This is a genomic window from Sphingobium sp. WR1 (genome assembly GCF_059693745.1).
The window spans coordinates 79,554-102,928 of record NZ_JCATID010000004.1 but is presented as its reverse complement, the minus strand read 5'-3'; the positions used below and the strand labels follow the sequence as shown (position 1 = coordinate 102,928).

At 60.7% G+C, this 23,375-nt stretch carries 21 protein-coding genes and 1 pseudogene; 14 read left to right on the top strand and 8 right to left on the bottom strand.

The genetic code is table 11. The features are described from left to right. Positions 1 to 37: 37 nt before the first annotated feature. The 5 genes and pseudogenes from hmgA to AC58EF_RS07080 all read left to right on the top strand — a co-directional run. Positions 38 to 1,330: a homogentisate 1,2-dioxygenase gene (gene hmgA, locus AC58EF_RS07100; protein WP_497275843.1), complete on the top strand. Its 1,293-nt coding sequence runs from the start codon at positions 38 to 40 to the stop codon at positions 1,328 to 1,330. Then, the gene (gene fahA / locus AC58EF_RS07095) at positions 1,327 to 2,625 is read left to right on the top strand and encodes a fumarylacetoacetase (RefSeq protein ID WP_497275595.1); all 1,299 of its coding nucleotides are present in this window, start codon (positions 1,327 to 1,329) and stop codon (positions 2,623 to 2,625) included. Before hmgA ends, fahA begins: the two co-directional genes overlap by 4 nt. Further along, positions 2,625 to 3,263, top strand: coding sequence for a maleylacetoacetate isomerase (maiA, locus tag AC58EF_RS07090; protein ID WP_497275593.1), 639 nt, complete (start codon positions 2,625 to 2,627; stop codon positions 3,261 to 3,263). The genes fahA and maiA overlap by 1 nt, the downstream gene beginning before the upstream one ends. After that, a complete protein-coding gene (locus AC58EF_RS07085) occupies positions 3,260 to 3,658 on the top strand; it encodes a Rieske (2Fe-2S) protein (protein WP_497275592.1) in 399 nt (132 codons plus the stop codon). The genes maiA and AC58EF_RS07085 overlap by 4 nt, the downstream gene beginning before the upstream one ends. Next, positions 3,655 to 4,434 (top strand): annotated as a pseudogene (locus AC58EF_RS07080) (alpha/beta fold hydrolase); the annotation flags it as partial. The gene AC58EF_RS07085 and the pseudogene AC58EF_RS07080, both read left to right, overlap by 4 nt. On the opposite strand, the gene AC58EF_RS07075 reads toward AC58EF_RS07080, so the two are convergent. Genes AC58EF_RS07075 through AC58EF_RS07065 form a run of 3 tightly spaced genes read right to left on the bottom strand, consistent with a single transcriptional unit; the run spans position 4,393 to position 6,829 of the window. After that, positions 4,393 to 4,671 (bottom strand): hypothetical protein, encoded by a 279-nt coding sequence (locus tag AC58EF_RS07075; protein ID WP_497275853.1) that lies wholly within the window; start codon positions 4,669 to 4,671, stop codon positions 4,393 to 4,395. The pseudogene AC58EF_RS07080 and the gene AC58EF_RS07075 sit on opposite strands and share 42 nt — an antisense overlap. Next, positions 4,668 to 6,020, bottom strand: coding sequence for an ATP-binding protein (locus AC58EF_RS07070; RefSeq protein WP_497275590.1), 1,353 nt, complete (start codon positions 6,018 to 6,020; stop codon positions 4,668 to 4,670). Before AC58EF_RS07070 ends, AC58EF_RS07075 begins: the two co-directional genes overlap by 4 nt. A gap of 23 nt (positions 6,021 to 6,043) precedes the next feature. Continuing rightward, positions 6,044 to 6,829, bottom strand: coding sequence for a response regulator (locus tag AC58EF_RS07065; protein WP_497275589.1), 786 nt, complete (start codon positions 6,827 to 6,829; stop codon positions 6,044 to 6,046). Between the two features lie 270 nt (positions 6,830 to 7,099). Between AC58EF_RS07065 and AC58EF_RS07060 the strand changes: the two genes are divergently transcribed. From AC58EF_RS07060 to AC58EF_RS07025, 8 genes are all read left to right on the top strand, one after another. After that, the gene (locus AC58EF_RS07060) at positions 7,100 to 7,528 is read left to right on the top strand and encodes a DUF6152 family protein (RefSeq protein ID WP_497275587.1); all 429 of its coding nucleotides are present in this window, start codon (positions 7,100 to 7,102) and stop codon (positions 7,526 to 7,528) included. 40 nt (positions 7,529 to 7,568) lie between these two features. Next, positions 7,569 to 8,321: a hypothetical protein gene (locus AC58EF_RS07055; protein ID WP_497275586.1), complete on the top strand. Its 753-nt coding sequence runs from the start codon at positions 7,569 to 7,571 to the stop codon at positions 8,319 to 8,321. Positions 8,322 to 8,348: 27 nt separating this feature from the next. Next, positions 8,349 to 8,648, top strand: a complete 300-nt coding sequence (locus AC58EF_RS07050) for a hypothetical protein (protein WP_497275584.1) — start codon at positions 8,349 to 8,351, stop codon at positions 8,646 to 8,648. Between the two features lie 41 nt (positions 8,649 to 8,689). After that, positions 8,690 to 10,717 carry a PHB depolymerase family esterase gene (locus AC58EF_RS07045; protein WP_497275582.1) on the top strand — a complete coding sequence of 676 codons (2,028 nt, stop codon included), beginning with the start codon at positions 8,690 to 8,692 and terminating at the stop codon, positions 10,715 to 10,717. A gap of 41 nt (positions 10,718 to 10,758) precedes the next feature. Next, positions 10,759 to 12,084, top strand: coding sequence for an MFS transporter (locus AC58EF_RS07040; RefSeq protein WP_497275581.1), 1,326 nt, complete (start codon positions 10,759 to 10,761; stop codon positions 12,082 to 12,084). 154 nt (positions 12,085 to 12,238) lie between these two features. Next, positions 12,239 to 12,739 carry a DUF6644 family protein gene (locus tag AC58EF_RS07035; RefSeq protein ID WP_497275580.1) on the top strand — a complete coding sequence of 167 codons (501 nt, stop codon included), beginning with the start codon at positions 12,239 to 12,241 and terminating at the stop codon, positions 12,737 to 12,739. A 15-nt stretch (positions 12,740 to 12,754) separates the two neighbouring features. Continuing rightward, complete coding sequence (locus AC58EF_RS07030) at positions 12,755 to 13,243, top strand: DUF6644 family protein (protein WP_497275578.1); 489 nt, start codon at positions 12,755 to 12,757, stop codon at positions 13,241 to 13,243. 307 nt (positions 13,244 to 13,550) lie between these two features. Then, entirely contained in the window at positions 13,551 to 15,614 is a 2,064-nt protein-coding gene (locus AC58EF_RS07025) for a TonB-dependent receptor (RefSeq protein ID WP_497275576.1), read from the top strand. Positions 15,615 to 15,625: 11 nt separating this feature from the next. On the opposite strand, the gene AC58EF_RS07020 is transcribed toward AC58EF_RS07025, so the two are convergent. The 4 genes from AC58EF_RS07020 to AC58EF_RS07005 all read right to left on the bottom strand — a co-directional run bounded on the left by AC58EF_RS07020 (position 15,626) and on the right by AC58EF_RS07005 (position 18,933). Further along, the gene (locus tag AC58EF_RS07020) at positions 15,626 to 16,864 is read right to left on the bottom strand and encodes a helix-turn-helix domain-containing protein (protein ID WP_497275575.1); all 1,239 of its coding nucleotides are present in this window, start codon (positions 16,862 to 16,864) and stop codon (positions 15,626 to 15,628) included. Positions 16,865 to 17,170: 306 nt separating this feature from the next. Further along, positions 17,171 to 18,031, bottom strand: coding sequence for a fumarylacetoacetate hydrolase family protein (locus AC58EF_RS07015; RefSeq protein WP_497275574.1), 861 nt, complete (start codon positions 18,029 to 18,031; stop codon positions 17,171 to 17,173). A gap of 14 nt (positions 18,032 to 18,045) precedes the next feature. Further along, positions 18,046 to 18,486 (bottom strand): GlcG/HbpS family heme-binding protein, encoded by a 441-nt coding sequence (locus AC58EF_RS07010; RefSeq protein ID WP_497275572.1) that lies wholly within the window; start codon positions 18,484 to 18,486, stop codon positions 18,046 to 18,048. A 9-nt stretch (positions 18,487 to 18,495) separates the two neighbouring features. Further along, on the bottom strand, positions 18,496 to 18,933 hold the full coding sequence (locus tag AC58EF_RS07005; protein ID WP_497275571.1) for a nuclear transport factor 2 family protein: 438 nt from the start codon (positions 18,931 to 18,933) through the stop codon (positions 18,496 to 18,498). A 405-nt stretch (positions 18,934 to 19,338) separates the two neighbouring features. Here AC58EF_RS07005 and AC58EF_RS07000 point away from each other — a divergent pair, with 405 nt between their 5' ends. Continuing rightward, a complete protein-coding gene (locus tag AC58EF_RS07000; protein ID WP_497275570.1) occupies positions 19,339 to 22,176 on the top strand; it encodes a TonB-dependent receptor domain-containing protein in 2,838 nt (945 codons plus the stop codon). A 271-nt stretch (positions 22,177 to 22,447) separates the two neighbouring features. Here the strand turns inward: AC58EF_RS07000 and AC58EF_RS06995 are convergent, their stop codons facing one another. Further along, positions 22,448 to 23,359, bottom strand: coding sequence for a LysR family transcriptional regulator (locus AC58EF_RS06995; RefSeq protein ID WP_497275569.1), 912 nt, complete (start codon positions 23,357 to 23,359; stop codon positions 22,448 to 22,450). Positions 23,360 to 23,375: the final 16 nt, after the last annotated feature.

Genomic DNA, 23,375 nt, shown 5'->3' with positions numbered 1-23,375 from the left:
CGACGCTACGGCGTCGGCGACCGGCGACGCGAGGATGATGCCCGGCTTCGGGAACCATTTCGCTACCGAGGCGGTCGAGGGGGCGTTGCCGGTGGGCTGCAATTCGCCGCAGACGGTCCCGTTCGGCCTCTATGCGGAGCAACTCTCGGGTTCGGCTTTCACCGCGCCTCGGGCAGAGAACAGGCGTAGCTGGCTGTACAGGCTTCGGCCGACGGCGCAGCATCCTCCATACAAGCCCTATGCCCAGCCTTCGCACGTTCGGTCGGGTCCTTTCGACGAGCATCCCGCGTCCCCGAACCGTCACCGATGGGACCCTTTGCCGATGCCTACCGATCCGACCGATTTCGTCGATGGATTGGTGACCTATTGCGGCAATGGTGCCGTGGAAACGGGGGCCGGGATCGGCGTTCACCTTTACGCATGCAATCTATCCATGACCGGGCGGGCCTTCTTCAACGCGGACGGCGAACTGTTGATCGTGCCCCAGGAGGGCGGGATCGAGCTGATCACGGAAATGGGACGGTTCGATGTCCATCCGCAGCAGATCGCGCTCGTGCCGCGTGGCGTGAGGTTCTGCGTGAACCTTCTCGACGGTGCCGCTCGGGGGTATGTCTGCGAGAATTATGGTGCGCTGTTTCGTCTTCCGGAGTTGGGGCCGATCGGCTCCAATGGTCTGGCCAATCCGCGTGATTTCGAGACGCCTCGGGCCTGGTTCGAAGATTCCGATGCGCCGGGCGAGTTGATTCAGAAGTTCCAGGGGCGCCTCTGGACGACCGATCTGCCGTACTCACCGTTCGACGTCGTCGCCTGGCACGGCAACTTGGTGCCGTACCGCTACGATCTGCGTTGCTTCAACACGATCAACACGGTCAGCTACGACCATCCGGATCCATCGATCTTCACGGTCCTCACCAGCCCTAGCGACACGCCGGGTACCGCCAACTGCGACTTCGTCATCTTTCCTCCACGATGGATGGTCGCGGAAGATACGTTCCGGCCTCCGTGGTTCCACAGAAACGTGATGAGCGAATTCATGGGGCTGATCACTGGCGTATATGACGCGAAGGCAGGAGGATTCGCGCCGGGCGGCGCTTCGCTACACAATCAGATGGCAAGCCATGGTCCGGATCGGACAAGCTATGAGGCGGCAATCTCGTCCGATCTGGTTCCTCACAAGATCGAACAGACCATGGCGTTCATGTTCGAGAGCCGCTTCATGTTCCGTCCCACGCGCTTCGCGGCAGAAGCACCTTTCGCGCAATACGACTACGACACGTGTTGGGACGGATTCCGCAAGGCTCAGGTGCCTTTCGGAGATACGATCCAGTGACCAGCGACATCGATCAGACCCATTCGCGTACGCTCGAAAGCTGGGTGGAGGAGGCGAACGGGCATCCCGATTTTCCCATTCAGAACCTTCCTCTGGGAATATTCTCTCCGAATGGAGGCATTCCTCGAGCAGGGGTAGCGATCGGCGATCATGTACTCGACCTGACCGCCATCCTGTCCGTGCTCCCAGAGACGCTGCACGCGCCGCTCGGCGATGTCCGCCTCAATCGCTTTTTCGCGATGGCAGCAGAAAAGAGACGAGAGCTAAGGCGTATTCTTTCGATCATCCTGTCCGACAGCCGATATCGTGAAGCATTGCTTCCGGCCCTCCATCGCACGGAAGAGTGCGAGATGCATCTCCCGGCTACCATCGGTGATTATACCGATTTCTATGTCGGTATCCATCATGCGACGAACGTGGGCAGGCTGTTCCGGCCGGACAATCCTCTTCTACCCAATTACAAATATGTACCCATCGGCTATCACGGGCGCGCTTCATCCGTTCTTCCTTCGGGTATCGACGTCGTGCGCCCATCGGGTCAAGCAAAGGGTGGGGACCAAGCCTGTCCGAGCTTCGGCCCTTCCAAACGATTGGACTACGAACTGGAGCTGGGGATCTGGATCGGTCGTGGGAACGAATTGGGCGAGCCTATACCGATAGATCGGGCCAATGAACATATTGCAGGCTTCTGCCTGCTTAGCGACTGGTCAGCGCGGGATTTTCAAGCTTGGGAATATGTGCCTCTGGGGCCTTTTCTCGCGAAGAACTTCCATAGCACCATATCGCCCTGGGTGATCACGCCCGAAGCGCTGGCGCCATTCCGGGTTGCGCAACCAAGCCGCGAGAGTGGTGATCCTCGGCCGCTGCCCTATCTCTGGAACGAGCGAGACCAGAGCGAGGGAGCGTTCGCGATCGATCTTTCCGTCTCCCTTTCGAGCCAGGCCATGCGCGACGAGGGGCTGGAGCCCTTGCGCTTGAGCGAAGGGCCTGCAAAAAACATGTATTGGACTGCAGCCCAGATCGTCACCCATCACGCTTCGAACGGCTGCAATCTAAATGCGGGTGATCTGCTTGGAACCGGGACGATCTCAGGCCCCGAGCGAGATGCATTCGGTAGCCTACTCGAGATCACCCGTGGGGGATCCGACCCGATCTTGCTGCCTTCGGGCGAGCAACGTACGTTCCTCGAGGACGGAGACGAGATCATCCTGTCGGCTTCGGCGAGTGCGCTAGGCTATGTTCCCATCGGCTTCGGCGAGTGTCGGGCTCGGATCCTTCCGGCGAGGAGGAGCTGATGCTTCTCCACGGTTACTGGCGCTCCACGGCCTCATATCGGGTTCGGATAGCGCTGGGATTGAAGGGGCTCCCCTACGTACAGAGCAATCACGACCTGCGATCTGGCGAACAGGAAAGTCATGCATACCGTGCAGTCAATCCGCAGGGCCTAGTGCCGGCCATCGAGAGCGAGGGGCTTGTGATATCCCAGTCCTCCGCCATAATCGAGTGGCTGGAGGAAACGCACCCTCTGCCTCCGCTTCTCCCACCTGATCCAGGTGACCGAGCGATCGTCCGAAGCATGGCGGGGCTGATCGCCTGCGACATTCATCCGCTCAATAATCTGCGGGTGCTCAATAGGTTGCGGCAGATCGCCTCTTCGAGTCCGGAAACTCCGCAGGAGTGGATCGGCCATTGGATCAGTGAAGGATTCGCCGCACTGGAAACGCAGATCCGTCGCTATGGGGGCGATTTCGCGTTCGGTGACGAGCCAGGATTGGTGGATTGTTTTCTCCTCCCGCAACTCTACTCGGCGCAGCGCTTCGGTATCGATACGGACTCCTACCCTTCGATCAGGGCGGTGTGCGACCGCTTCGCGAATATCGATGCTGTCGTCGCCGCGCATCCGTCCCGTCAGCCCGATGCCGATCCGGCATGACAGAGAATAGACGGATCGACCGCACTCCGGTAGGCGTCGTACTGGGGGAGCTCGACCTCATTCCCGTCCTCACGGCTCGCAATTTCGTCGTTCGATCGCGCAACGGACTTTTTCATGGGTTCGTGGTCCGGACGCCCAACGGAATCCAGGGCTATGTCGATCGTTGTCCTCATATGGGCCTGCCGTTGGCTCAGGAGCTCGATGCCTACCTCACTCCGGATGCGACACTCATCACATGCAGTTGGCACGGGGCGTTGTTCGATCCCATCAGCGGTGAATGCATCGGGGGCCCGTGTCGGGGCGCTCGATTGACCGAATGGCCGGTCCACATCGAAGGTGACCGCATCGTCACCGGCCCTGGACCGAAGGACGTCGATGTTTCCCGATCGGGATGAAGCCGGCACCGGAAGACGTCGATCGGAGATGGAAGATACGACTTGGACCGAGACGGCCGCACCCGATCGACGTTCACTTCGGTCGCTTTCCGCGCTCGAGCTGTGCGGATCACCGAGATGCAGCATTTTCAATGCCCACGAAACAGGAAAAGGAAAGGAAAGAGAGGATGAGTAGAACGAGGCGTTTCTGGTCGAGTTTGGCTCTTTGTCCGGCCATCCTGCTGCTCGGCGCGGGAGCAGGAGCGGACGCCACGTCCGTGCGTGAATTGGCTTACGGTAAGGACGTGTCGCAGCGGCTCGATTTCTATCCGAGCCGACGTGCGGAAGCGCCGCTCATCATCTTCGTTCATGGAGGTGGATGGTCGGGCGGAGACAAATCCGACGAAGAGGGCATCCCCAAGATCGGCCACTTCCTCGACAAAGGCTATGCCTATGCCTCGGTGAACTATCGACTGGTGCCCGAGGTGGCAGTGGAAGAACAGGTCCAGGATGTCGCCGACGCTGTGGGCTCATTGGTCTCGCGGTCCGCCGAGTTGGGATTCGCGCGCAACCGGATCTTCCTCATGGGCCACAGCTCGGGTGGGCATGTCGCGGCGCTCATCGGCACCGACCCGGTATTCCTCGAGCGAGCGGGCGTCGACGTCTCGTCGATCGCCGGCGTCATTCTCCTGGACGGCGCCGGTCTCGATCCCTCGGTGAATCCACGTCCTGCGCGGCCTGGCGGGGCGTTCGGATCACCGGCCAACCGGCAACGTCTGGCGCCTGTCGGCCACGCCGCTTTGCCCAACGCCAAAAGTTTTCTCATGCTCAATGCGCAGTCGGCGGACCTGCAGGCTCAGGCGCAGTCGCTCCGGGAAGCGCTTGAAAAGCAAGGTACGCCAGCAGCGGTCCACATCATCCCGGGGCGGGATCACAACGCGCTCAATTATGAGCTCGGCACGAAGGGCGATATGGCGACATCCATCATAGATGCCTATCTTTCGAAATCCCTGAACCGAAACAGGGGCGATCACGCTGGCTGTCGGTTCTCCGGTAGAGGCGTTGGATGCGGGGCGCCGGAGCGGCGTTCTATTCCGCGATTGAGGATCAGGCGCGCCTCTAGGCCACTGCCGGGGATATTGCGAAGAGAAAGGTCCGCTTCGTTCTTTTCCGCCAATGTCTTGGCGATGGCGAGGCCCAGCCCTACGCCTGCTGCCGATGCGTCGTTCGATTGCAGGCGAACGAATGGTTCGAAGACTTCGCCCAGCTTGTCTTCAGGGATTCCCCGCCCTTCGTCCTTGACCGTGATCACCGCACGTCCGCCGGCGTAGCACGCACTTATCTCTGCGGACCCACCATATTTGAGGGCGTTGTCCACGAGATTTTCGAGGCATCGCTGGAGTGCTCTTGGACGGACCTCGACATAGCAGTCGCTGCGGTGCGCGAAGCGTACCTGTGCGTTCCCTTCCGAGCTGTCCTCCACGACCAGATCCAGCAACTGATCCAGATCCAAGCTGGCGAACGGTTCGTTTGTCTGATTGCTCCGGGCGTAGTCGAGGCCCTCGCGGATGAGCGCCTGCATCGCACCGAGGTCGTCTATGAGACGGCTGCGCAATGCCGCATCGGAAACCTTCTCCAGGCGGAGCCGCAAGCGGGTCATCGGCGTCTGCAGATCGTGGGTGATCGATGCAAGGAGTTGGGTCCGCTCGACCAGATATGTTCGTAGTCGCATCTGCATATGATTGAATGCACGCGCCGCTTCTCGAACTTCATGAGGCCCACGCTCCGGCAGGGGGCGTCGGTCGAGATCCGCTCCCAAAGCCGTGGCCGCTCGAGCAAGATCGCCTAGCGGCGCTGCCGCCATACGGGCGGCAGCGAGCGCCAGCGTAGCTACGAGAACGGCCAGAACACCAACCACTACGGGGTTCAAGGCAAGTCGATCCGGCTTCATGTGCCCTCGCAGTTGAAGGTGGATTACGCGGCCATCGGACAATGTCGCGGTCACGACCCAGCATTCGAACCGTTCGCCGTTCAATCTGCCGGCCGGTTGCCGCAAGCAGGTGTCGGGGCGCGCGATGCGAGCATCGACATTTTTCCCCGGCAGACGCGATGCGAGGCTGCGACTGAGATCCTCGTCGAATTTGACGATCCGTTCGTCGCCCGTGGCTTGCCGGATGCCCGTGACACCTTTCTGGAGCAGTGCCTGTCGTAAGGGAGAGGGCACGCTATCGGCGACGGAAAGAAAGTCGCTCATTCTGTCGATCAGTCGTTCGAACCGGATTCTGAAGAGATCTTCCTGCCGCTGTCTGTCGGCGAGTGCCAAGGCCAAAGCGGCGGAGCCGGTGACGCCGATCAGGAGAAACAGGAACAACCAGCCCGACATCGTGCTGAAGAAACGGGGGCGCCTCATTCGAACGTGACCGGCGCGGCCAGGACGTAACCTTGCCCTCGAACGGTCATGATGAGGTCGGAAGCGCGAGCATTCTCGTTCAGCTTCTGCCGAAGTCGACTGATCTGGAGATCTGCCAGCCTCTGTTCTGCGTGAAGACCATGCTCCGCGCGGTGCTCCTCTGCCACGAGCGTGAGTATTTCTTCGCGGGTGAGTATCTCGTTCGCATGTTCGACCAGGAACTTGAGAAGACTATATTCGCTTCCCGACAGCATCACGATCCGACCATCGGCCTTGAACAGCCGTCGGTGCTCGAAATCCAGGATCCAATCCCTGAAGCGTGCACGTTTGGCCGGCGGCGTCTCCGGGGGCTTCATGGGAGTATAGGCCCGCCTGATGACGCTTCGCACCCTTGCGATCAGCTCGCGGGGGTCGAAGGGCTTGGCCAGATAATCGTCCGCACCCACTTCCAGCCCGATGATCTTGTCGATGGCCTCGCCGCGTGCCGTCAGCATGATGATGGGAGTGTCGCGTCGCGTGCGCGTCTCACGACATAGAGAGAGGCCGTCCTCGCCGGGCAGGTTGAGATCCAGAATGATCAGGTCGACCTCGTGTCCGGCAAGCGCCGCCCGCATGGTAGGGCCATCGCAGGCGGCGATCACAGAATAGCCGGCGGCTCCCAGCTGCTCCGCGACGAGCGACCGTATTTCGGTGTCGTCGTCGACCAGGAGCAACGTCTGATGTCGGGCCGGGGCCGGCCCGGTTTCCGGGCCATCGGGGGCTTGCGCGAATTGCGTAATCATTCCTCTCCTCCGGGGACTTGGGTGCCCAGGATTCATTCCTGCGCGATCATAGCATGCATCGGCTGCAAAGACACTAATCTGGCCGACCCATAGTCGGTTCGATCGTGTCGAGCAAATTTATCGTAATGTGTCAAAATATATCTAAGTATAGAATTTCACGGAAATAAGACAAAAGTCGCCCAGATAATAAATAACTATCTTGGAGACTATCGAATAGTTATGTGGACTACTACGCATCGAAAGCATGTGAAGACTGATGGAACAAATAATATGGAATCCATGGAGATGGCAATGCATCGACTAAAGACTCGCCCCAAGCAGGCTGTCATGGCGGGTCTCGCTGTGCTGGTGGCTCTGAGTGGCGTGGTGGAGCCTTCGTTCGCGCACCATTCGTTCGCCGGTTTCGACAAGGATCGCAAAGTGACGATCAAGGGAACCGTCAAGCAGTGGCAGTTCACCAATCCTCACAGCTGGCTGCAGCTGATGGTCACCGAGAATGGTCGGGATGTCGAATATAGCCTCGAAGGGGCGAGCGTTAACACACTGATCCGTCGTGGATGGAATCGCACGACGTTCAAGCCGGGCGACAAGATCACGGTGGACATGTACCCGCTGCGCAATGGTCAGAAGGGCGGGGCGTTCCTTTCGGCCACCTTCGCCAATGGCAGGACGATCAGCTCGGGCATCACGCCCAACTAACGCAATCGCTCGACGCACGTGCCTTCGAGGGGAGGAAATTTTGAAGCAGCATTCTCAAGCGCAGCGCCGTCGACATATGGTGGCCGCCGTGGCCCTGTCCGCGTTGATGTCGTTCTCCGGCGTGGCGATCGCCCAAACCGCATCTTATCCGAGCGGAGCCCCGGAAATACCGGATTTGGCCAAGCTCCCAGATTGGGACGGTCTCTGGGAACGTGCGGACGACAATGTCTGGGACAACCGTCTACCTGTCGGCGTGCCACAGGACCCGCCCTATAACAGCGAGTATCAGGCGCTGGCCAAGAGTATCGCGCCCAATCGTGGTTCGGCATTCAACTCCATGCCGGGTTTCATGAGCATGCTGTTCCCGATGGAGCTCCAGATAAGCCGCATGCAAGTGTCCATCATGTCGGAGAACAAGGACAATTTCCGCCGGATCTTCACGGATGGGCGGGTCCATACTCCCGATACGCTTCCGAGCTCGAACGGCCACTCCGTCGGTCGTTGGGTGAACGGGGAGCTGCATGTCGAGACCTGCTGCATCAGGGAAGATACGCGGCTTCCCGGGAACGGCCCGCATAGTGACGAGCTGCGGATCAAGGAGCGCTTCTACCTTCGCGATTTCAAGACGCTCGTGGACGAGATCACCGTGGAGGATCCCAAGGCGTTTACGAAGCCGTGGACGACCGAGAAGGTCTTCTACCGGCGGCCCGATTGGGAACCGGTCGAATATGATCGCAACGAGAACGACAGGGATCGGCCGGCACAGGCCGCTGGCCGCCCTGCTGCCGACTAGCGCGTCGATCGAGTTTCAGGAGGTCTTATGTCCAAGCTTTCATATGGCGGTGCCTGCCTGGCTGCACTGCTTCTGTTCCAACAAGCGTTGAACGCTCAAGTGACGAGCGACCGGCGCATGTTCTTCAAACCGCACACGCCCGATCAGACCGAGACGCTTCAACGCGCGACGAGCCTCGCCATCGGCAACCTCGCCTGGGAGAGCGTGTCGGTGTCCCAGGTCGAAAAGGCCAAGGGGGTAATCAAATGGATCGGCACGACGCGGTCGAACAAATATTTCTGTTCGGCCGATCCCGACGGTCAGAACCCCGCCTGCCATCGTCCATGACGATCGGCGCTAGTGACAGAAGAATTATAGAGGAGGATCGGGTGCATATTTCGTCGTTCCAGAAGACCAGGCGGGCAATCGGCATCTCGGCCGCCCGCATGACCCTCGCCATGGTTTTAGGGGCTACTCTGGCGATACCGCTCGGACTGATCGCTTCGCCTCAAGCACTGGCGGCAGAAGCTGCACCGCTTCTGCGCAACATGGTCAGCGTCAAGGGGCGCGACCGAGCCTATCTCTATCATGTGCCGGCGAATTACCGAGCCGATGGTTTCAACTATGTCGTCTACGTGCTTGCCGACGACGATCAGCCGGCCGAAGCATTCGCGCGGGACTCAGGGTGGCTCAAGCTTGCGGACGAGCAGAATTTCGTCGTCGTCTTCCTGCAGCCCGAGGGTCGACGGTGGGCTTCCAATAGCGGCGGCGAGGATGCCTATGTGAAGGCGGTCTACGACCACGCGATCGGGCACTTGTTCGTCGGTGGTGGCGCACGACCGGGACGAGAAGGCGCTGGCGGCGGCGGTAATCGGCCCGATCCCCAAGCCGGAGGCCGGCCAGGTGCGGATGGCCCGGCAGCGCCAGGCGCGCGCGCCGCGGCGGGCGAAGGCGAAGGCGGCGGTGGACGCGGAGGCGCGCGCGCGCCTCGGGCGCAGACGTGGGTACCGTTCCACTATGTAACGGGAGTGGGGGCTGGCGCTACCGTCGCTCAGGAATTCGTCATCAACAATCCTGGCGTCTTCGCGGCGATCGCGACGCTCGATGGTGCCCCCTTCGATGCGGCCTATCGCAAGGGCGATGATCCGGCACAGGCATATTTCCAATATATGCGCGCCGACAAGAATGCGCTGCCGGTCTGGAAGCAGCTCAAGAAAGAGGTGCCCGTCGCGGCGTGGCTCTTGACGACGGGCGAGGCTTCTCCGGCAGAGGTCAAGGTCGCCGACTATTGGAAGCGGAGCAACGCTGTCGCTTCCTCCGCGGAAGACCGCGAGGTCGGAGGGATACCTGCTAAGATCTTCCGCAATGCGGTCAATCCCCACGAGCAGGTTCGTATGACGAGCCTCGATTTCAATACCAAATACGACGCGAAGCTATCTAGCGTCATATGGAGCGACTTCTTCGCCCATATCGCTCGATGGACTTCCTCGCCCAATGGGGACCTGGGACGTCTCATGACAGAGGCGGAGGTTCGCTCGACGTTCGACGCTCGAACGCTCCAGGTCGATGGGAAGACATACGGCTACTATGTGAAGACTCCCAGCAACTACACCAAGGGGCAGTCGCTTCCATTGGTCGTCGCGGCGCATGGCGCCTTCTTCCCGGCGTGGATGTATGCGAGTCAGATTCGTATGCACGAGGTCGGAGAGAAGGAGGGCTTCATCACCGTCTATGTGAACGGTCAGCAGAACCGTTGGCAGTTCGATAACCCGGACGGATCCGACGCCAAGTTCATCACCGGTGTCATCGACGATCTCGCCGCGAACTACGGCATAGACCGCAGCCGCGTGTACATGCAGGGCTTCTCGCTCGGCAGTGGCATGAGCTACATGATGGGCACGACCCATCCACAGATTTTCGCGGCCGTTTCGCCCAACAACGGTATTGGGCCGATGGCGAAACCGGTCGTTGATCGCGTGGCGGAGCTCAAGTCCAAGGGAGACGTGCGTCTTCCGATGATCCTTCTCTACGGCGATGTCGACTCCGGCGGATCGACCGACGCGAAGATTCCGGCCCAAGGGGTGCTTCGCGGAGCTATCGACGAGATGAAGGCATACAACAACATCAAGACCGCCGATCGGATCGTGACGTTCAACAGCCCGAACACGGTGCCGTACGAAGTCCTCGTTCCGGGCGCGAAACTCGTGAAGGAGGGGATCGATAAGCGCTACAAGGATGGACGCTTCCAGATCAGCGCCTACATGAGCGCGGATCCCAAGCCCCTCAATCTGTTTAAATTCGTCTGGGTGACCGACATGTCTCACGGTCAGGATCCGCGCAGCGCCCAACTCGAATGGGACTATTTCAAGCAGTGGCGACGCAATCAGGACGGATCGCTGTCCTACAGTGGTCGATGACGAATGTCGGCCGGACAACGGATTACGGGAATGGACCGAAAATGATAAGCACAACCGAGGGCGTGCCGGCGGCCGGCCTGACACCCGAGATCTCGCTCACTCCCCATCAGATCACCACTTTCCTCCTTTGTGCGATGGTGGCGTTGATTGATGGATTCGATACACAGGCGATCGCGCTCGCGGCTCCCGAAATTGCCACTGCGTGGGAGATAGAGGCGGCTCGGTTCGGCAGCGTGTTCGCCGCCGGGCTCTTCGGGGCGCTCTTCGGGGCGCTCGGGTTCGGCATGGCGGCCGATCGCTTCGGCCGCAAGCCGAGCCTGATCGTTGCGATCCTTCTGTTCGGAGCAGTGACGCTTCTGACGCCGTTCGCGACGTCGTTGACGGATCTGTTCGTGATACGCTTCGTGACGGGCCTCGGTCTCGGAGGCGCGCTGCCGGGCGTCATCGCGGTGACGTCCGAATATGCGCCGCCGCGCCGCCGTGCGACGATCGTTTCGCTGATGTTCTGCGGCTTTCCGCTCGGCGCGGTCATCGGCGGTATAGTCGCCGCGCAGCTGATCCCGACCTTCGGGTGGCCGATCCTCTTCTACATCGGAGGAGTGGTGCCGCTTCTGCTTCTGCCGCTGGTCACTCTGCTTGTGCCGGAATCCATGCGGTTTCTGCTCTTCAAGGAGGACCATGCCGCGGCGGACCGCGTGAAACGACGCATGAACTTTCTTCAGGCGGAAGAATTCGGCGATGGCGCCGAGTCCAATCGGGCACCGATCTTCCTTCTCTTCTCTGAAAGCAAACTGGTCGGCACGTCGATCCTGACCGTCACTTTTCTCCTCAGCCTGATGCTCGCCTACTTCCTGGTCAATTGGTTGCCGCTTCTCGCGCGCCAGGCCGGGGTCGGAATGGAAGGTGCGGTGTTGGGCGTGGCGGCTCTCAATCTCGGTGCCATTCTGGGGTGCCTCGTCATCGGCCGTCTAGCCGATCGAATGGGGCCGACACGTCCGATCGGGTGGGGCTACCTGCTCGGCGCCTTCGCGATCGCGGTCATCGGTGCGAGCGCGCACTCGACCGGGTTGCTCCTGCTCACTTGCTTCATCGCGGGGGCATTGAGCATCGGCGCTCAAATGTGCGTCGTCGCTCTGGGGGCGAGCTTCTACGAGACTGCCATTCGGGCGACGGGCATCGGATGGTTGATGGGAACCGGGCGTATCGGCGCCATCATGGGACCCGTGCTGGGTGGTCTGCTGATCGGCGCAGGCATGTCGGCCGCGAATCTCTTCGTCGTCGCCGGCGGGGTCTCGTTGCTTGCCGCCATTGGGGTGTTCGCCATGGGCCGTTTCGTTCTCGGCACGAGCCGTCCGGCCTCGGTTTGAACCAAAATCTCCCTGGCGGAGCGATCGGCCAGGACACTTGGTCCCGATCCGATCCTACGGTCGCACGAGCGATGTCGGCGGCCCGATCTCGCCGCGCGTCAATCGATGCCTCCGCGAACGGTCCGAAACGAAAAAACTAGGCAGAGGAAATAGAATGACCATGCAAGCCATAAGTGATTGGTTATCCTCCACGGACGCTTCGCAATTCATCGCGAACACCGCATGGGTGGTGCCGGTCGTCCAAAGCATTCACATATTGGCGATCGCGATCGTGATGGCGTCCATCGGAATGCTCGATCTCAGGCTCGTCGGATTCATCGGCCGTGAACATTCCCTGCATGGGCTGGCGCAACGCTTCTTTCCTTGGATATGGGGAGCACTGGTCGTTCTGTTCCTAACAGGAATTGCCATGATTCTGAGCGAGCCTGCCCGTGAACTGCTGAATTGGATCTTCTGGACGAAGATGGGTCTGCTCGTGTTCGCCGTCGCAGTGACCCTGCCGGTCCGCAATCTGCTCGAGGACCATCGCTTCCGGGACCTGGCGCCGGACAAGCGTAACCTCATACGACTTTGCGGCGGCCTTTCGTTGGTCGCTTGGGTGGCGATCGTGACCTGTGGGCGCTGGATCGCCTACGCGGGCGGCAATGCGGTCTGAGGCGGGAGACGAGTGATGGATTTTCTTGGTTTTTTCACCTGGCTCGAGAATACAAGCGTGGCGCTCGCGATCGCGGAATCGTCCTGGATGTTTCCGACCATCGAGACCCTGCATGTTCTCGCCCTGGTGCTCGTCGTAGGTTCGATCGCGATGCTCGATCTGCGACTTCTGGGTGTTTCATCCCGGAACATGGGTGTCCTGCAGCTTTCCGACGAAGTCCTGCCGTGGACCTGGAGCGCCTTCGTAGTCGCGGTGATCACCGGAGTGCTGATGTTCGTTTCGTCGGCATCCCGCTATTTCGAGAACATCCCCTTCCGCATCAAGATCGTGCTTCTCTTGCTTGCGGGTATCAACATGGCGATCTTTCACGTCACGAGTTTCCGTTCGGTGCATGATTGGAACAACAATATTCCGACCCCCATCATGGCCCGGGTCGCCGCGAGTTTGTCTCTCTGCTTCTGGGTCGCGGTGGTATTCGCCGGCAGGTGGATCGGGTTCGTGTGACGCGCCTCGGGGAGCAAAACTCCCGGTGTAGAGAAGGGGTAGAGCAAGCCCATCGCCCGATGTGCAGGATATTCCTGCGCGACGACCTCGATAGAACGGTCTCGTCCAAGTCGCTATCGCGGGGGCTCGGCATTCACGAAACCCATGAAACTGCAGAGCGGTCCGGTCGGTGACGATGACGACACGTCTAGAGATCGGGGCCTCGCCTGCTAGATCGGCCACATGGTAACGGAGGCGTGATAACGTTCCGTAACGAATACGGAACTGTTCGTTGCTTGCTGCAGCTCTCGAGAAATGAGGATGCACGATGGCTGAAAGGATCGACCTCATGCCCGTTGCACCGTCTCTCTACCGTTATGCGCTTCTTCTCACCGGTTGTGCTGTTACACCCGGCGTGTTGGCGCAGACCGCCGTCTCCGCCGACCCCGTCCCGAACGAAGCGGATGTGAATGGAGAGAATGAGATAGTCGTGTTCGGGCGGGCGGAGGCGAAGATCGGCGTGGCTCATGCCGCGAGCGAAGGAACCGTTTCGGGCGCCGATCTACTCGTCCGTCCGTTGTTGCGCACTGCCGAGCTGCTCGAAGCGGTCCCAGGCATGGTCGCCGCCCAACATTCCGGCAGCGGCAAGGCCAACCAATATTTCCTCCGGGGCTTTAATCTCGACCATGGATCGGATTTCACGACCTATATCGATGGTGTGCAGATGAACCTGAGAACGCACGGGCATGGCCAGGGCTATCTCGATCTCAATGGTCTCATCCCCGAGATCATAGAGCGGGAGGACTATCGTAAGGGGCCGTATCGCGCCGACGGGGGCGACTTCGCTCTTGCGGGCGCGAGCTACATGCGAACGATCGAGGGGTTCGATCGTCCGTGGGTCGCGGTCGAATGGGGTTCCTTTGGAGGACGTAAGATCGCCGGCGGGGGCACGATCGAGGGGGTCGGTCCGGGCGATCTGACGCTCATCGGTCAGGTCAAGCGATATGACGGGCCCTGGGAGGAGGCCGAGCATCTGCGACACTATGCCGGCTTCGCGAAATATGCCCTTCCTCTCGGAGACAAGCAGCTCGATCTCAGTCTTCAGGGCTATCGCGGTTCATGGAGACCCACCGAACAGATTCCCGAGCGCATCGTCGGGTCGGCACAATGCGCCGACGTCTTCTGTTCCCCCGACCCGAGTGCCAGGGGGGAGACGACGCGTTTCATAGCCAACGCGCAGCTCGCGGCGCCGAGTTTTCGTGGCAACGTCTACGCACAATTCTACGACTGGAAGATGTCTTCCAACCCGACCTACGCCAATGCGGATGGCAGCAGCGCACAGATCACGCAGTTCGACAAACGCTGGATCTTCGGCGTCAAGGCCGATTGGGAACACGCGCTCTCCGATCGATTGACGCTCCGCTTGGGAACCGAGGATCGCTACGACGATATAGGGAATGTCGGTGTCGCGAACAGCGATCAGGGCATCATCATCGCGAGCCTCGGGACCTATTCGGTACGCGAGGCATCGGCCTCTGCCTATGCCGAGACGAGTTGGAAGCCCTTGACGGCATTGCGACTGACGGCGGGCCTGAGGGGCGACTATTATGCGTTCGACGTGTCGGCTCAGGACATACAGGCTGCGGCGTTGGGGGAAGGCAGCGGGCACAAGGCGCTGGTTTCCCCCAAATTGGGTGCCGCTTACGAGATATCGAGCCGGTTCGAACTCTATGCCAATTGGGGGAGGGGGTTCCACTCCAACGATGCGCGTGGAGCGGTGACGCAGACGCCCGTTCCTCTCCTGGTCGCAGGCACCGGCAAGGAGCTCGGGGCCCGCCTTCAGCTCGGTAAGCTCAACATGACGGCTACCTATTGGTGGCTGGACGTCGGCAGCGAACTCAGGTTCGTGGGTGACTCGAACGCCGTAGAACCGACGGGCGCCAGCCGCCGACATGGTTATGAGTTCGTAGCATTCTGGCGACCGTTCTCCTGGCTCGCTATCGACGGGAATTTCACGGCCAGCCATTCGCGCTACGACAATGGCGATTACATCCCGAACGCTTTCGAGAATGCCGGGCAGCTGGGAGCCTCGGTCGTGCGTGGGCGCTGGGAAGGGTCGTTGCGATGGCGGCATCTGGGCCCCTATCCACTGCTCGAGGACGACAGCGTGCGTGACAAGGGCAGCGACGTGGTCAACGCGCGTGCGGGGTTCAAGCCGGGCCGGCTCGAGATCTACGGCGAAATCCTCAACATCTTGAACAGCCGGGACAAGGATATCGCTTATTATTACGAATCCTACATACCCGGTTTCGATGCTGCTCCGACCGATGGTCGACTGAGCCGAGTGGTCGAACCGCGTACCGTCAGGGTCGGCTTCAAATACAAGTTATAGGAGAAGGAGCATCAAAGCGTGGTGCTCTTCGTTCGCCTTGCCAAGACGAGCCGGCTCGACAGATTCTGGTTGCCCAGCGTCTTGACGGCGAAGAGCGCCTCGAAGGAATTCGCCTTGGACACGTCATCAGGGATGGCGGCGAGTTGATGGGGATCCGAGGCGATCTCGGCCGCCTGCATCACTGCCGCATCCCTCGTACCTGCGATCACGATGATCCGGTTGCCGGTAGGGCCGGGCAGGGCGGCGATATAGGCATAGTCGAGGCGCGGCGTTCGGTCCGCCACGACATTCTCCCAATCGGACATGTAGTGAAGTCCGGATTTCCGGTCGACCAATTCATCGAAACTCGAGCCGATCGAAAATCCCGACAGATCGAATACGCTATCGCGCAATTCGCCGAGGCCGCTGAGGAAGCCGACATAGACGATATCCGGATTGCGGATGGCATCCGTGGGTAGCTGCGACATGGAGATAACCCTGGGTCGGGTAGGGGATCGAGCCGCTGCCGCCTCCAGCAGCGGCGATATTCGCTGAAGGGCGGGCGCGATGCTGGTGGGAAGATAGTGGAGATCGAGATCGAGATAGTTGCCGTTCCGCTCGGGTCGCTCCATGATCGCCTGATCCAGATCCTTACGAGAATTGATGGTGAAGGAGCGGACCAGCTTGGTCACGCTGCCGCCCGGCGCCGCTTCGCCGAAGATGTAATAGTCTCCTGTGACGACCAGCTTCAAGCGATCGTCCTTCATCAAGGGAGACCAAAGGCCCGTCGAGGCTGCAGGCGGTCCCGCGCTATATTTGAGATGCGCGGCCCAGTATCCACCGGCGACGAGCAGGAGGGACAAGCCCGCGATCAATCCGATCCTGCGCGCGCGCGATCCGGTCGGCGCGACGATGGCTCGTGGAACCTCGGGTGAGATCGCGATCGGTTCTCCCAACACGATCCGGTAGGCACCGCGGGGAATGACGATGCGTGCGCCCGGACGACCGGCATAATGTTCGTCGAGCTTGCGCCGAAGCCGGTGGACATGAACGCGAACCGACGCGTCGGTCGTGGCATCATAGCCCTCGAACTTCCCGAATACCTCCTGCGCGATCTCCACTTCGCGTGCGGTTCGGCCTTCGAGCGAACGCTGAAAGAGGAATTCGAACACGCGTCGTAGGACGTCCGTCTGTCCCCAGGCCAGATTCTGTCGAAGCTCGTCAGCCGCGGCTTCCAGGGCGGTCTGCCCGTCTCCAACGCACATATCCATGATCTCGGTACCTATTCACCCCGCCCCGCAACGCTCGTCATGCTTCGCGAAGCTGTCCTCTTTACGCGAGCCCGCCGCTCGCTCGAGGCGGGACACCTTTCCTCGATCGGTCCGCCCATATCCTCGCCATCCCCCACTGATCCGGTCACTGGTCGATGGTGCTGCCAGGACGGGCCGGCAGTGGAGCGAAGAGTTGCCGCGAACGTAGATCGATCAGACCACGGCCTTCGTGTCGCGCTCGACGAGGCGAGCCAGGAACGCATGCGGCGGCCTGCCCCAGAATGCGGGTGGGGCGGCCGCCGGACATCACGGCTCTGCCACAACGCTGTTCTCGATATAGCCCAGACCCTCGATCTCGACGCGTACCACTTGTCCGACCGTGAGGAAGCGCGGAGGATCGAAGCCTTGGCCGACACCGGCCGGCGTGCCCGTGGACAAGATGTCGCCAGGCTCCAGAGTAAAGACCGAGGTGAGTTCCTCCAGCATCTGCCCGAAGGTCCAGATCATCTCCTGCGTATTGCCATCCTGTCGAAGTTCGCCGTCCACCCAGGTCCGCACCGCGAGGTTGCCCGGATCAGGAATTTCGTCCGCCGTGGTCAACCATGGTCCCACCGGGCCGTGAGTATCGAACGACTTGCCGAGCGTCGCGGTGGGAGATCGCTGCTGCCAGTCCCGCACCGACACGTCGTTACAGATCATGTAGCCGGCGATCGCGGACGATGCGTCTTGCGCCTTGAGATGTCTGACCTTGCGCCCGATCACGATGGCGAGCTCGCCTTCATAGTCGAGATGCGAGGACACGCGCGGCAGATGGATCGGATCATAGGGACCGTTCAGAGCGGTGACCTGTTTATTGAACCAGACCTGATGCTTGGGGATGACCTGCCCCCTACGTTCCATCTCGCGAGCGTGTGATCGATAGCAAAGGCCGAGACCGAGGAACTTGCGCGGTGTGATGGGTGGACCGAATTGCACGGACGAAAGCGGTCGGCGGATGCCCGATGCCGCTGCACGTCTCGCCAAGGCGAGAGCCTGTTCGCCGCCCGCGACGATCCGGGTGACGGAAGCGGGGACCCCGGCATCGCCCGAGAGCAGGTCGATGATCTCGTCACCCTCCACCGCGCCGGGACGCCATTGGGTGCCATCATGGAATTGAGCGAGCTTCAACTGTCTTCTCCGGGTTAGTGGCTACCGCCGACGTCCGCGTCGAAACCGGCCATGCTGATCCCTTGGACAGCACATGCTTCGTCCTTGTCGGGCATGTCGCCGCTGATTCCGACGGCGCCGATGATGTCGCCGGACGCATCGCGGATGAGTACGCCTCCGGGCACGGGGATGACCCGGCCTGCAGATGCGCCGACGAGAGCCGTGTAGAAGGCCGGTGCGATTTCGCTCCGCTGAGCGAGGGATCTACCTCCCAGGCCCATACCGAGGGTGCCCCAAGCCTTGCCCATGGCGATTTCGGGACGCAATATGCCGGACCGGTCCTGGCGCTTGAACGCGACGAGATGACCGCCTGCATCGAGTACGGCCACGGTCAGAGGATTGAGGCCGAGCGTCGAGGCATGAGCGAGAGCTCCATCCACGATCGTCGCGGCGGTTTCGAGGGTCATTGATGGCATGTTCGATTCCTATCGCGGCCCGGCCGCACTGAGGGGAAGTACGAGAGCGAAGGTCTTTTCGTAGGATTGCTCGGCGAAGAGCCAGGTACCCCGCGCGTCGCGCACGAGCTCACACGTGACCCGACCGATGCGAAGCTGGACCTCCGTTTCGGAGATCTGCGGTTCCAACGCATAGTTCGAGAGTGTCGCGCTGACTGCGACATGGTCTTCGTCGACCCTGTCGATGAGTATGTTGGCCCAGATATGGCTGGTCCTTCGCCGCGGATCGGCAAGACGCCGCTCATAGAAGGCCTCGATCTGCGACACGCCTTCTATGAGTGTTTCCCCTGGACGGAAAGATCCGTTCTCCGCAAAACAGGCCGCCGCTGCCTCGTGGTCGCGCCGATCGACCGCTGCGGTGAAGCGAAGCAGGATATCTGCGGGGTTGTCGTCAGCCTTCATGTCCATGAACTCTCCTTGCAGCCGTCGGCCGGGTATCCGCAGTGTCCGTGCGTCGGAAACCGATCACTTCACTGCGGCGGTCGAAGTCGCCGTGGTGTGAAGAGGCGCACCATACCCCCGGAATTGATCTTGCACCGCTCGGTCTATGAGCGGATATTTCTCCTTTCGAGATGTAATAGTCAAGATTTCTGCCAATAAATATTAATTGTTATCTTTGTGTTCAAAGATGTATATTCTATAAATGAAGATAAGAACCGACAAACTTCGACATAATATCAAAAATACAGAAATTATTTGCTTATTAGTTTCATTTGAAACAAAGCACGGCGCAGCATGTCCAGGCATTTCGAAAAGGAGGCCGGAATGGACTGCAGCCCATCGTTTCGAATCTGAAGACTGCTGGAGGGGAATATGAAGTTGTTCGTGGCTCTAAACGCGGGTGTGTGCCTGCTGGCGCTCTCGCCGACGGCGCTGGCGCAACAGGCCGTCGAAACCGACGCCGGTGGGAAAGCCGAGGAAGCGGCCACTGCGAACCCCGCAGACATCATCGTCACCGGGTCGCGCGCCATCAGAGACGGCCGAGATGCGCCCACGCCCCTCACCGTGGCAGGAACTCAGCAGCTCCAATTGACGCCTTCGAGCATTCCCGAGGCGCTCAACAAGATGCCGCAATTCGCGGGCTCGACGAACAACGTCGGTGCCGGGAACGGTGCCGGCAGCGGACGTTCCAACATATTCTCGGGCAACTTCATCAATCTGCGTTCCTTCGGTGCCATCCGCACGCTGGTGCTACAGGACGGTCGTAGGGTTCCGGCGACTGCATTGAATGGACAGGTCGACGCCAACACGATCCCGCAGATGCTGGTCGAACGCGTCGAAGTGGTGACCGGCGGCGCCTCGGCGGTCTACGGCTCGGATGCCGTCACGGGTGTGGTGAACTTCATCCTCGATCGTGATTTCAAGGGACTCAAGGCCCAAATCCAGAGCGGTATCGCCGAAGCCGGCGACGCCGCTTCCTGGCGAGCGGGCGTCGCCGGCGGTTTCGACATCGGCGATCGGGGACACTTCCTGTTCAGCGCCGAGCGCTACGAGAACAAGGGGATCGCCTCGACCGCGGATCGGGATTGGAGCGCCACCGCGCCGACCTATGCCGGCCTCGGGACGAGTTCGCAGCCTTTCGTGCTGGTGAACAATGGCCGGATCTCCAATGTGTCGGACGGCGGTCTGGCGCGTAGTGGCCCCTTCACCGGTCGTCAGTTCGTGGGAAGCGGCACGCTCGCGTCCTTCAATGCCGGGGTGCCGACTTCGACGCCCAATCTCGCGATAGGCGGCGATGGCTCCTATTATCAGGGGGTCAATCTCGTCCCACCCATCGAAACCAATCAGTTCTTCGGGCGCTTCGATTACGAACTCAGCGACTCCGTGCGCTTCTATGCTCAGGCCAGTTGGGCGGAGTCCAAGACCAACGGAATGCACAATTCCAACGAGAGGCCCAATAATTACCGGATATACAGCGGCAATCCCTTCCTTCCCGCAGACGCCCAAGCGCTGCTCACCGCCACGAACACACCCTTCTTCGGATTGGGGCGCCTCAACAACGATCTGTCGGCCGATTCCACGCTCGATCAAAGCACGCGCTCGCAACGCTATACCGTCGGGCTCACCGGAACCGTGCTGGGTGATTTTCGTTGGGACGCTTATTACACCTACGGTCAGGCAGACGTAGATTCCGTCACGCACAACAATATCAACTACCCGAATTTCTATGCTGCGCTCGATGCCGTCCGCGACAATCAGGGTGCGATCGTCTGCCGTGTCTCCATCACGAATCCCGGCCTCTATCCGGGATGTGCGCCGATCAACATGTTCGGTGTCGGAAACCAGAGCCAAGCGGCCAAGGACTTCATCTACGAAGACACCTCCTGGTCCGCGCGCAACAAGATGCACGACTTCGGAGCGAGCATCAACGGTTCTCCATTCTCGACCTGGGCCGGGCCGGTCTCCGTATCGCTGAACTTCGAATATCGTGAAGAGAGCTTGGTCCAGACGACGGATTCCAGTTCGCTCACGGTCCCCGACTTCACCGGCATCCGGCTCGCAACGCCTCCCACGCTGATGTGGGCCTACCCGACCGAGTCCGCCATGTCGGGGCGCAACGACGTCTGGGAAGTCGGAGGCGAAGTGTTGGTGCCACTGCTCGAGGATGTTCCCTTCGCGCAGCGGCTCGCCATCAACGGCGCGCTGCGCCAGACCCACTACAAGACATCCGGAGACGCCACGACCTGGAAGGTCGGGGCCATTTGGCAGCCGTTCGATCAGTTGCGCTTTCGAGGGGCCGTTTCCCAAGATATCCGCGCACCCACGCTTTCGGACTTGTTCGCGGGTCGTGCGCTGAGTTTCGCCAACATCTACGATCCTCATACCGGTGTGTCGGGCATCGTGGACGTGCAGAAGAGCGGGAACGTCGATTTGGTGCCCGAAGTCGCTCGCACCTACACGGTCGGCTTCCTCTACACCCCGGCATGGCTTCCGCGTTTCTCTCTGTCGGTCGATTATTTCAGTATCCGGATCAACAACGCGATCGGGACGATCAATGGCGCCGACGCCTCGATCCTTCAGGACTGCGAGCAATCGAACGGTGCCTCGCCCGTCTGCGCGGCGATCGTGCGTCCCTTGCCGTTCAGCGACACGTCCGCGGCGAACTTTCCAACGATGGTCCTCAACAGCAACCTCAACGTGGCCGAGACCTTCACCCGCGGCATCGATCTCGAGAGCAGCTACAATTTCGATCTCGGTGCAGGGAAGGTCGATCTGCGGGCATTCTACACCTATCAGCCGGTGCTCAAGACGCGCGCTTTTCCCACCTCGACCCTGCTCAATCTCGCGGGGGCTCCAGGTCTATCGAAGCATCGCGTGACCGGTTTCCTCGGCTACACGGTCGACGGGTTCAATGCCAATCTGCAACTGCGCTATTATAGCGCACAGACGCGGAGCGAGAATCCGAACCTGATCTTCGCGGACGGGGATCTCTCATCGGCTTTCTATGCCGATCTGGGTCTCAGCAAGGCGATCGATGTCGGGAACAAGTCGCTCGAATTGTTCCTGAACGTGAACAACCTGTTCGATCGCGACCCACGTATCGCGCCGTCGACCACCCGCGTCGGGACGCCGGGTACGGGCAATCCGGCCGTGAACGGCGACGACGCGATCGGCCGCTATTATACGATCGGGCTGCGCTTCAAGATGTGACGGACCCACCGAGGCACCAGCCTGCCCTGGCTGTGGTGCGCAAACTGGGCGGGGAAACCTCTGGTTTCCCCCTTTTCTTTGTGCCTCGCTTCGCGGTCTTGGTTCCGTTCAGGGCTCTTCTCCGGGAGGCACGATCCTGCCGATCTGATCGCTCGTCGTCGAACCGGGCAACGCGCACGGCTTCATGATCGAGCTGCGTTCCCCCAGGTGAGGCGTTTCCACTCCGCTTCAGGCCTCGATCGCGATCATGGCGAGCTTTTCGGGTTTCGTGCTATTCTCCGTTCGTCGCGCCGAGTTCGACCGCGAGATAGGCACTGAAGTGACCGGCAGCGGACGATAAGGGTCTGTCTGCCGGCTGATAGAGGGTCATGTATCGAACTACTCGCGGGGAAATGAGTGGCCGTTTCACGAGGCCGAGCGCCTGGGCGAAAGGGGTGACATAGTCCGGTGAGAAGGTGACGCCGAGGCCGGCTGCTGCGATCCCGAGTGCAGTCGAGAGGTTCTCCACGATCTGAACGGGACGAACCTGGACGGCGTCGGATCCAGCCGGCAGATAGGCGCCGATGCTGTGCTCATGATCACGCCCAGCGGCATACACGTCGGCATCGCACAATTCTCGCCACTCTATCTCGTCGCCTTTCGCTGCGAGTGGATGCTGGGGATGACACCAGAGAACCCAGTACGTCGGAAAGATATCCGCTTTGGCGATGTCGACCGATACGGCGCGGTCCGGGCCGAGGGCGAGATCCGCCTCCCCGATCTGAACCCGGTCGGCCAGCCATTCGACGCCGGTATCGAGAATCCGCACGAGCGTCTTCGGCTTGCCGCGGCGATAGGCGGCTATGAGGGGCGGCAATATCAGAGCGGCGATGGCCATCGGAGCGGCGACGCGCACGACGTCGATGGCGCGATTTCCGATGTCTGCAGCGGCGAAGGAGGCTCGGCTGATCTGCTGTTGCACTGCCAGCGCGGAAGGCAGGAATTCTCGGCCCTCCGCCGTCAGAGAGACCTTGCGGGTCGTCCGTTCGAAGAGAGTGAAACCGAACGATCCCTCCAGATCGTTGATGAGATTGCTGACCGCCGATGGAGTCAACCCCAGGCGACGCGCCGTCAATGTGAAGTTGGAGAGCTCGGCTGCAGCGACGAACGCGTCGATCTGCCGGGGCGTGAAATGCGGGGACATGGGCTTAGATTATACA

Coding starts and splice junctions, on each gene's coding strand:
- hmgA (WP_497275843.1), top strand. CDS start 38: ATGCCCGGCTTCGGGAACCATTTCGCTACCGAGGCGGTCGAGGGGGCG.
- maiA (WP_497275593.1), top strand. CDS start 2,625: ATGCTTCTCCACGGTTACTGGCGCTCCACGGCCTCATATCGGGTTCGG.
- AC58EF_RS07085 (WP_497275592.1), top strand. CDS start 3,260: ATGACAGAGAATAGACGGATCGACCGCACTCCGGTAGGCGTCGTACTG.
- AC58EF_RS07070 (WP_497275590.1), bottom strand. CDS start 6,020: ATGTCGGGCTGGTTGTTCCTGTTTCTCCTGATCGGCGTCACCGGCTCC.
- AC58EF_RS07065 (WP_497275589.1), bottom strand. CDS start 6,829: ATGATTACGCAATTCGCGCAAGCCCCCGATGGCCCGGAAACCGGGCCG.
- AC58EF_RS07060 (WP_497275587.1), top strand. CDS start 7,100: ATGGAATCCATGGAGATGGCAATGCATCGACTAAAGACTCGCCCCAAG.
- AC58EF_RS07050 (WP_497275584.1), top strand. CDS start 8,349: ATGTCCAAGCTTTCATATGGCGGTGCCTGCCTGGCTGCACTGCTTCTG.
- AC58EF_RS07040 (WP_497275581.1), top strand. CDS start 10,759: ATGATAAGCACAACCGAGGGCGTGCCGGCGGCCGGCCTGACACCCGAG.
- AC58EF_RS07035 (WP_497275580.1), top strand. CDS start 12,239: ATGACCATGCAAGCCATAAGTGATTGGTTATCCTCCACGGACGCTTCG.
- AC58EF_RS07030 (WP_497275578.1), top strand. CDS start 12,755: ATGGATTTTCTTGGTTTTTTCACCTGGCTCGAGAATACAAGCGTGGCG.
- AC58EF_RS07025 (WP_497275576.1), top strand. CDS start 13,551: ATGGCTGAAAGGATCGACCTCATGCCCGTTGCACCGTCTCTCTACCGT.
- AC58EF_RS07020 (WP_497275575.1), bottom strand. CDS start 16,864: ATGGATATGTGCGTTGGAGACGGGCAGACCGCCCTGGAAGCCGCGGCT.
- AC58EF_RS07010 (WP_497275572.1), bottom strand. CDS start 18,486: ATGCCATCAATGACCCTCGAAACCGCCGCGACGATCGTGGATGGAGCT.
- AC58EF_RS07005 (WP_497275571.1), bottom strand. CDS start 18,933: ATGGACATGAAGGCTGACGACAACCCCGCAGATATCCTGCTTCGCTTC.
- AC58EF_RS07000 (WP_497275570.1), top strand. CDS start 19,339: ATGAAGTTGTTCGTGGCTCTAAACGCGGGTGTGTGCCTGCTGGCGCTC.
- AC58EF_RS06995 (WP_497275569.1), bottom strand. CDS start 23,359: ATGTCCCCGCATTTCACGCCCCGGCAGATCGACGCGTTCGTCGCTGCA.